Source organism: Mesotoga sp. HF07.pep.5.2.highcov, from assembly GCF_003666285.1.
In the GTDB taxonomy this organism is placed as follows: domain Bacteria; phylum Thermotogota; class Thermotogae; order Petrotogales; family Kosmotogaceae; genus Mesotoga; species Mesotoga prima.
This window is the reverse complement of the sequence record NZ_JFHJ01000326.1, coordinates 1-6,513: the sequence shown is the minus strand read 5'-3', so window position 1 is coordinate 6,513 and position 6,513 is coordinate 1. Positions and strand designations below refer to the sequence as shown.

Here is a 6,513-nt window from a genome sequence, read left to right as displayed (position 1 = left end):
ACTATGGCTGCATATGAAGCGACATAAGAAGGAATGTCCTCTTTTCCTCCAAATGCACCGCCGGTTTCGGTTTGAATAACTCTTACTCGGCTCATAGGAATGCCCAAGACATTCGACACGGCCCCTTGCACATAGTAAGGACACTGCATTGTTCCGTAAACAGTGAACCCGTAGTCAATGTCGGGCACCACTATTACTCCCTGGGTCTCCATATAAGCCTGCTCCTGATAGTGGGCGTAGAACTCGCCTTCGAAAATGTGCTCTGAATTCTCAAAAAACTTCGAGGCATTTCCTTTACGAATTCTTCTCGAAACGCCTATATTGGACTTACCATGAATAACGATTTCATCCTTAATTGCCTCTTCTATTGTTAGAACCGGTTTGAGCTCTTCGATCTCAACATTTACCAGCTCGGCGGCTTCCTCGGCTATCTTCTTGCTGCTTGCAGCAACAACAGCTACTACATCACCGTAAAATCTTACTCTTTCGCCCTCCTTGACTAGACAAGGCATATCCTTTATCACATCGCCAAGCTGGTTTTCCCCGGGAACGTCTCTCCAGGTGAAAACACCCTCGACACCGGGAATCCTTTTTGCGGAAGAAGCATCAATACTCTTCAGAACTCCATGTGCTTTCTTTGCAATAACAAGAGCGCAGTTCACCTGTCTATCAAAAGACACATCTGCTGCGAACTTTGCTCTGCCGCTCACCTTCTCCCGGGCGTCGACTCTGTTGATTTTTTTGCCGACCACCTTCTCGTGTCTTTCAGGCATCTTCACCCTCCTTAACGAACAGCGCGACAAAATCATTTTTTTCAACGTCGACAAGGCCGAGATTCGTCAGCTTCAGCTTGGGGATAACTGAAAGCTGCACAAAAGAAAGCGTCATGAAGAGATCGGGTAAAGTGCTACCCATAATCTTTGTAGCTTCTTTCAGTTCTGTTAATCTTTCTGCGACTTCCCTACTGGTAAGATCCGACATCAGGCCAGCGATCTTCAAAGGAAGCTCGGATGTTATCTTACCGTCAACGACGGAAACCAACCCTCCACCCATTTCTATCACTCTGTTTGCCGCACAGACCATATCGGAATCATTCACTCCCAATACACCAAGATTGTGCGAATCATGTCCAACAGAAGTTGCCACTGCCCCCTTCTTTAGCCCGGAGCCCTTTGCAAACGCGACAGACATAGACTTACCTTCGCAATAGCGACAGACGGAGGCCAGTTTCAAGACGTCACTATCGACATCGCTGACAACACAGCCGTTCTCAATCTTTGCGTCAGTTATTAGGCCTCCGGTAAGCACCTCGCTTCCAAGAAGCTCTATTACTCTGATTTTTCTTCCCTCAGCCTTAACTCTTAAGTCATCCTCACAAATCTTCTGGCACTTGAATGTATTTGTCCTTTCCTGTGGAAAACTCTTTGAGATGACATCAATAACCAGTCTTCCATCTCTTGCTACTATTCTAGAATCTTTGAAAACGATTCTCGGATTGAAGGACTCTAGATTGTCCACTACTACGAGGTCGGCCTTGTACCCGGGAGCAATAGCACCCATCGATCTCAAATTGTAATGTCTTGCAGTGTTTATCGTGGCTGCTCTTATGGCGATTATTGGATCTATACCGTGCTCTATGGCCTTCCGAATATTGTAGTCTATATGGCCCTCTCTGATAATGTCGTCGGGATGCTTGTCGTCGGTACAAAATGATACGAAGGGATAAGTCTTCTCGTTTATTAGAGGGAGAAGAGCAACGAGATTTCGCTCTACACTTCCCTCTCTGATAAGTATCTGCATACCTCTGGAAAGTTTTTCTCTCGCTTCCTCAACGTAGGTGCACTCATGTTCCGACCTTACAAAAGCACATATGTAGGCATTTAGAGGCTTACCCAAAACTCCAGGAATGTGACCGTCTATCTTTTTGTACTTGTGTCGAATCAACTCAATCTTCGCTATTGAATCCCGATCACCGTTTATGACATCCGGGAAGTTCATCACTTCACCCAGTCCAAGAACTCTGTTCTGGAATTTCTCCACAAAACCTATCATATCCATTACGCTGATCCTTGCCCCCGACGTTTCCATGGCTGATGCGGGGACGGCGGAGGGGATCATGATGTAGAGATTCACAGGAACTCCCTCTGTGGACTTGATCATGTATTCTATCCCGGAAAGACCCATTACATTTGCAATTTCATGAGGATCGGCTATCGCTGTGGTTGTGCCTCTTGCTAGGATTGTCTTCGAAAACTCGACCGGTGAAACCATGGATGATTCGATGTGAAGGTGAGCATCGATAAGACCTGGGACCACATAAGAACCTTCAAGATCTATGACCTCGAGTCCATCTTCGTAGTCACCGATTCCAGCAATGCGCTTCTTGAAAAGAGCTAGGTTTGCCTCTTCTATCTCCCCGCTGAAAACGTTCACGATCTTGCAGTTCTTAAGAAGAACATCTGCCGGTCTGTCGCCACGTGCGACCGGTATTATGTCGATGATATTCGTTCCAATCGCCCCCCTTCAAGGACTTTTAAGCTACGAAAGCAAGACCCCCGAGGTGCAGGGGTCTTGTAATCACTCGAAAATGCTTGTTGCGCTTCTCATGTTGACTTCTTGCGAAAGCTTATCCATGAATTCCTGCAAAGCAATTGAACCCAGATCCTTCTCACTTCTCAGCCTTACCGATATGGTCCCGTCTTCTTTCTCTCTGTCTCCAACGATGATCATATAAGGTACTTTCATCAGCTGAGCCTCACGGATCTTGTAGTTAGTTGACTTCTGGCGATCATCGACTTCAACCCTGAAACCTCTGGACTTTAATTCGGCCGCAACCGATTCCGCATATTCTGCATGCCTGTCGGCTATTGGGATCACTGAAACCTGGGTAGGAGCAAGCCAAGCGGGAAAAGCTCCGGCAAAATGCTCAATCAAAATACCCATGAACCTCTCAACGGAGCCGAATATCGCCCTGTGAATCATGACGGCTGATACTCTTCGTTATCGGGTCCAACATACTTGATCCCAAAACGCTCGGGCATCATGAAATCAAGCTGAATTGTAGCACACTGCCATTCCCTACCAAGCGAATCCTTTATATGATAATCGATCTTAGGACCATAGAAAGCTCCATCACCTTCATTTACCTTAAACTCCATTTTCTTTGCTAAAAGTGAATCTTCAAGTGCCTTTGTGGCGATATCCCACAGCTCGACTTCGCCCATGTAATCTTCGGGTCTCGTCGAAAGCTCTGCTCTATACTCGAAGTTGAATGGGGAGTATATTTTCTGAACGAAATCGATTACTCCCATTATCTCCTGTTGAATCTGCTCACGTGTACAGAATATGTGAGCATCATCCTGAACAAATCCTCTGACTCTGAACAACCCGTGCAAGACACCGGATCTCTCATATCTATGTACCTTTCCGAATTCAAACAGTTTCATCGGAAGATCACGATAGCTTACCGATGAGGACTTGTATACGATTATGTGCCCGGGGCAATTCATTGGTTTGACAGCGAACTGCTGATCTTCTTTCTCCGTGAAATACATGTTGTCCCTGTAATGATCCCAGTGACCAGATGTTCTCCAAAGCGCATCAGACATAATCTGAGGGGTGCTAACTTCCCTGTAACCATCTTCAACATGCTTCTCTCTCGAAAACTGAAGCAGTTGATTAAGCATCTCCGTTCCCTTAGGCAAAAAAACAGGCATACCCGGAGCATATTCGTAATTGATTGTGAAGAGACCAAGCGCCGGGCCAAGCTTCCTGTGATCTCTCTTCTTTGCCTCTTCTATCATCCTCAGATAGTCTTCGAGATCACTCTTTTTTGCGAAGGCAGTGCCGTAAACCCTCTGAAGCATCTTGTTGTTCTCGTCGCCCCTCCAGTACGCACCGGAAACGGATGTAAGCTTGAAATACTTTACCTTACCAGTCGAAGAAACGTGAGGACCCCTGCAGAGGTCAACAAATTCGCCCTGTTTGTAAAAAGTAACCTTTTCAGCACCCGTGTCCTTAACCAGATCCTCTATCAGCTGGACTTTATAAGGCTGATCTTCTCTCTTCATAAGTTCAATGGCTTCTGATACAGGCAGTTCGAATCTCTCAACCGGGAGATCTTCCTTAATTATCTTGCTCATCTCCGATTCAATCTTCGGTAAATCCTCTTCTGTGATTCTCGTCTCGCCAAGATCTATGTCGTAATAAAACCCATTTTCTATGGTTGGCCCGATTGCTAGCTTGACTTTCTCCTTGCCATACAATCTCATTATCGCCTGGGCTAGTATATGGGACATAGTGTGTCTGAAGAAACGAGATGACTCGGGATCTTTGTCCAGGACAAGCTTGACCGAAGCGTCTTTTTCGATAGGCCGTTCAAGATCCCAAAGTTCTTCGTCGACAATCGCTCCAAAAGCACGTCTTGCAAGTCCCTCGGAAATACCCTTTGCAATCTCCGCCGGTGTTATCCCTGATTCGTATTCCTTTATCGAACCATCGGGCAGTTTTATCGAAATTGCCATTTTATCCTCCTGATTACGGTATAATCGCCACAGCCTCGATTTCTACCGGCGCGTTTTTTGGCAGGTTGGAGACCTCTACTACGGCTCTGGCAGGTTTGTGACCCTTAAAGTAAGTAGCGTAGATCTCATTTAGAATCGAAAACTTACCCATATCCCTTACGTAAACGTTGACCTTTACGATATTATCTGGGCTCGACCCGTCGGCGGCGACTACCGAGAATAAGTTGTCAAGTGACTGTTTACAAGCTTCTTCAAAATCCGTCACCATTTCGCCAGTCAACGGGTTGAGGGGAATCTGTCCAGAAACAAAGAGAAAACCTCCCGCCGCAACTGCCTGAGAATAAGGACCAACTGCTGCCGGCGCCTTGTCAGTATTGATAACCCTCAACACAGTAACACCTCCCATTTCCGTTAATTATATCACTTGAGAATGGATGAAGTCGCGCGATATGCACTAAACGGAAATCGTTTATCGAGAAGAAAACATGTAGAATCTATAAGTATATGGTGGAAGAAATACTTGCAAGAAGGGCATTAACAAAGTCTAATATTCCATTAACAGATTTCACTATCAATCCTTACGTTGGATGCAGCGTCGGATGCATATACTGCTTTGCAAAATTCATAGGCTCTTTCAAGGACTACGGAGGAGTATGGGGAAGAGATGTGAGAGTCAGAAAAAACCTCACATCTCTTCTGAAAAGAGAAATTATCAGACATCCCAAGCGGCCAGTTTTTCTCAGTACAACCTGCGATCCTTATCAGCAACTCGAAAAGAGATACGAAATCACAAGAGCGATACTGAGAATTCTCGTCTCTCACAGGGTTCCCGTCTACTTGATGACGAAATCCGCTTTGATAAGGAGAGACCTGGACTTGCTCCAGACCGCGGAAGGCGAAGCGAAAGTTTTAGTAACGATAACAACGGATAGAGAAGATGTGAGGAAGGTTCTTGAACCGGGTTCTTCTTCCTTTGAAGAGAGACTCGAGACAATCGATCTCTTAAGAGATAACGGAATTCAGACGGGAGCCTTTGTAGGACCTGTTCTTCCTATGAACGCGACAAGAGTTGCACTTGAACTATCAAAAAGAGTCGAAGAAGTCCATCTGGATCCTCTGAACTACTCCTTTCAGGTAAAGAATATCTTCTTGAAATTCGGCTGGCAATCCTGGCTTGAGAAATATACATTTCAAGAGGTTGAAAAAGAATTCAGAAAACACCTTCACCTGATCTAGCTAGAAAACAAATCCAGCCGCTACGTAAGGGAAGAAACTCATCGATTCGAGAGAAGGTGTGAAATCGAGATTTACTCCACCTTCAAGAAAGAGGCCAGAATCCGATAGGCCTAAACCAGCTCTAACTCTCGCTGGGACGTCCCATCCTTCGATACTTCCTCCGACTAGATCTATTAAACCCTTTAACTGAACTCCCAAACCGGCCTTCATGTAAAGAACGGTTATCGGAAGTTTCAGGTTCAAGCCTGCATAACTTAACATGGGATCGGCAAGCTCAAATCTTCTTTCTGAAGGCCAAATCTGCGCAATCGGCAGATCGATAGATAACGGACCAACACTGGCTAGAAGAGAAAGCCGCGCACAACTTAGGCTCGTCTCATCTGACTGGGTTATATCAGCACCCACGCCCAGATCAATTTCCACGGCAACCAATAGAGAAAATGTGATGACGAAAAGGAAAAGACAAACCATTTGAACTGCTCTCACAAACAACACCCCCAGAAACCTTCAATGCAAAGCCCAGTTTCGAAAACAATTATAACCCATGGATGCAAAGGCAAAGAAAGAAGTCGGTCTCTCCAATGGTAATAACATCAAGGATAATCGTCATTGAACACAGTGGCTCACACATGACCCGTAAGCAAAACAGTCTGTGCAAATAACGTTCCACACTTGTCCTGAAGAATGCCTTATTGTTGCGAGAAGTCAAAGTAGAGAAAGATAATCTAGAATAATTCAATTCATTTGATCCTCA

Annotated in this window: 5 protein-coding genes and 1 pseudogene; 1 reads left to right on the top strand and 5 read right to left on the bottom strand. The window is 45.4% G+C overall.

Annotated elements, in window-relative coordinates; genetic code table 11:
• The 4 genes and pseudogenes from BG32_RS07185 to BG32_RS07170 all read right to left on the bottom strand — a co-directional run.
• The coding region (locus tag BG32_RS07185) for a xanthine dehydrogenase family protein molybdopterin-binding subunit (protein WP_147434868.1) at positions 1–773 on the bottom strand (773 nt) is incomplete at its 3' end.
• On the bottom strand, positions 766–2,514 hold the full coding sequence (gene ade / locus BG32_RS07180) for an adenine deaminase (RefSeq protein WP_121526617.1): 1,749 nt from the start codon (positions 2,512–2,514) through the stop codon (positions 766–768). The genes BG32_RS07185 and ade, both read right to left, overlap by 8 nt.
• A gap of 63 nt (positions 2,515–2,577) precedes the next feature.
• A pseudogene (thrS, locus tag BG32_RS07175) lies at positions 2,578–4,523 on the bottom strand (threonine--tRNA ligase).
• A gap of 13 nt (positions 4,524–4,536) precedes the next feature.
• Positions 4,537–4,914, bottom strand: a complete 378-nt coding sequence (locus BG32_RS07170; protein WP_121526616.1) for a Rid family detoxifying hydrolase — start codon at positions 4,912–4,914, stop codon at positions 4,537–4,539.
• A 113-nt stretch (positions 4,915–5,027) separates the two neighbouring features.
• Here BG32_RS07170 and BG32_RS07165 point away from each other — a divergent pair, with 113 nt between their 5' ends.
• Positions 5,028–5,759, top strand: coding sequence for a radical SAM protein (locus BG32_RS07165; RefSeq protein WP_014731987.1), 732 nt, complete (start codon positions 5,028–5,030; stop codon positions 5,757–5,759).
• Here BG32_RS07165 and BG32_RS07160 read toward each other — a convergent pair whose 3' ends face one another.
• Entirely contained in the window at positions 5,760–6,245 is a 486-nt protein-coding gene (locus BG32_RS07160; protein ID WP_121526615.1) for a hypothetical protein, read from the bottom strand.
• Positions 6,246–6,513: the final 268 nt, after the last annotated feature.

Coding starts and splice junctions, on each gene's coding strand:
- BG32_RS07165 (WP_014731987.1), top strand. CDS start 5,028: ATGGTGGAAGAAATACTTGCAAGAAGGGCATTAACAAAGTCTAATATT.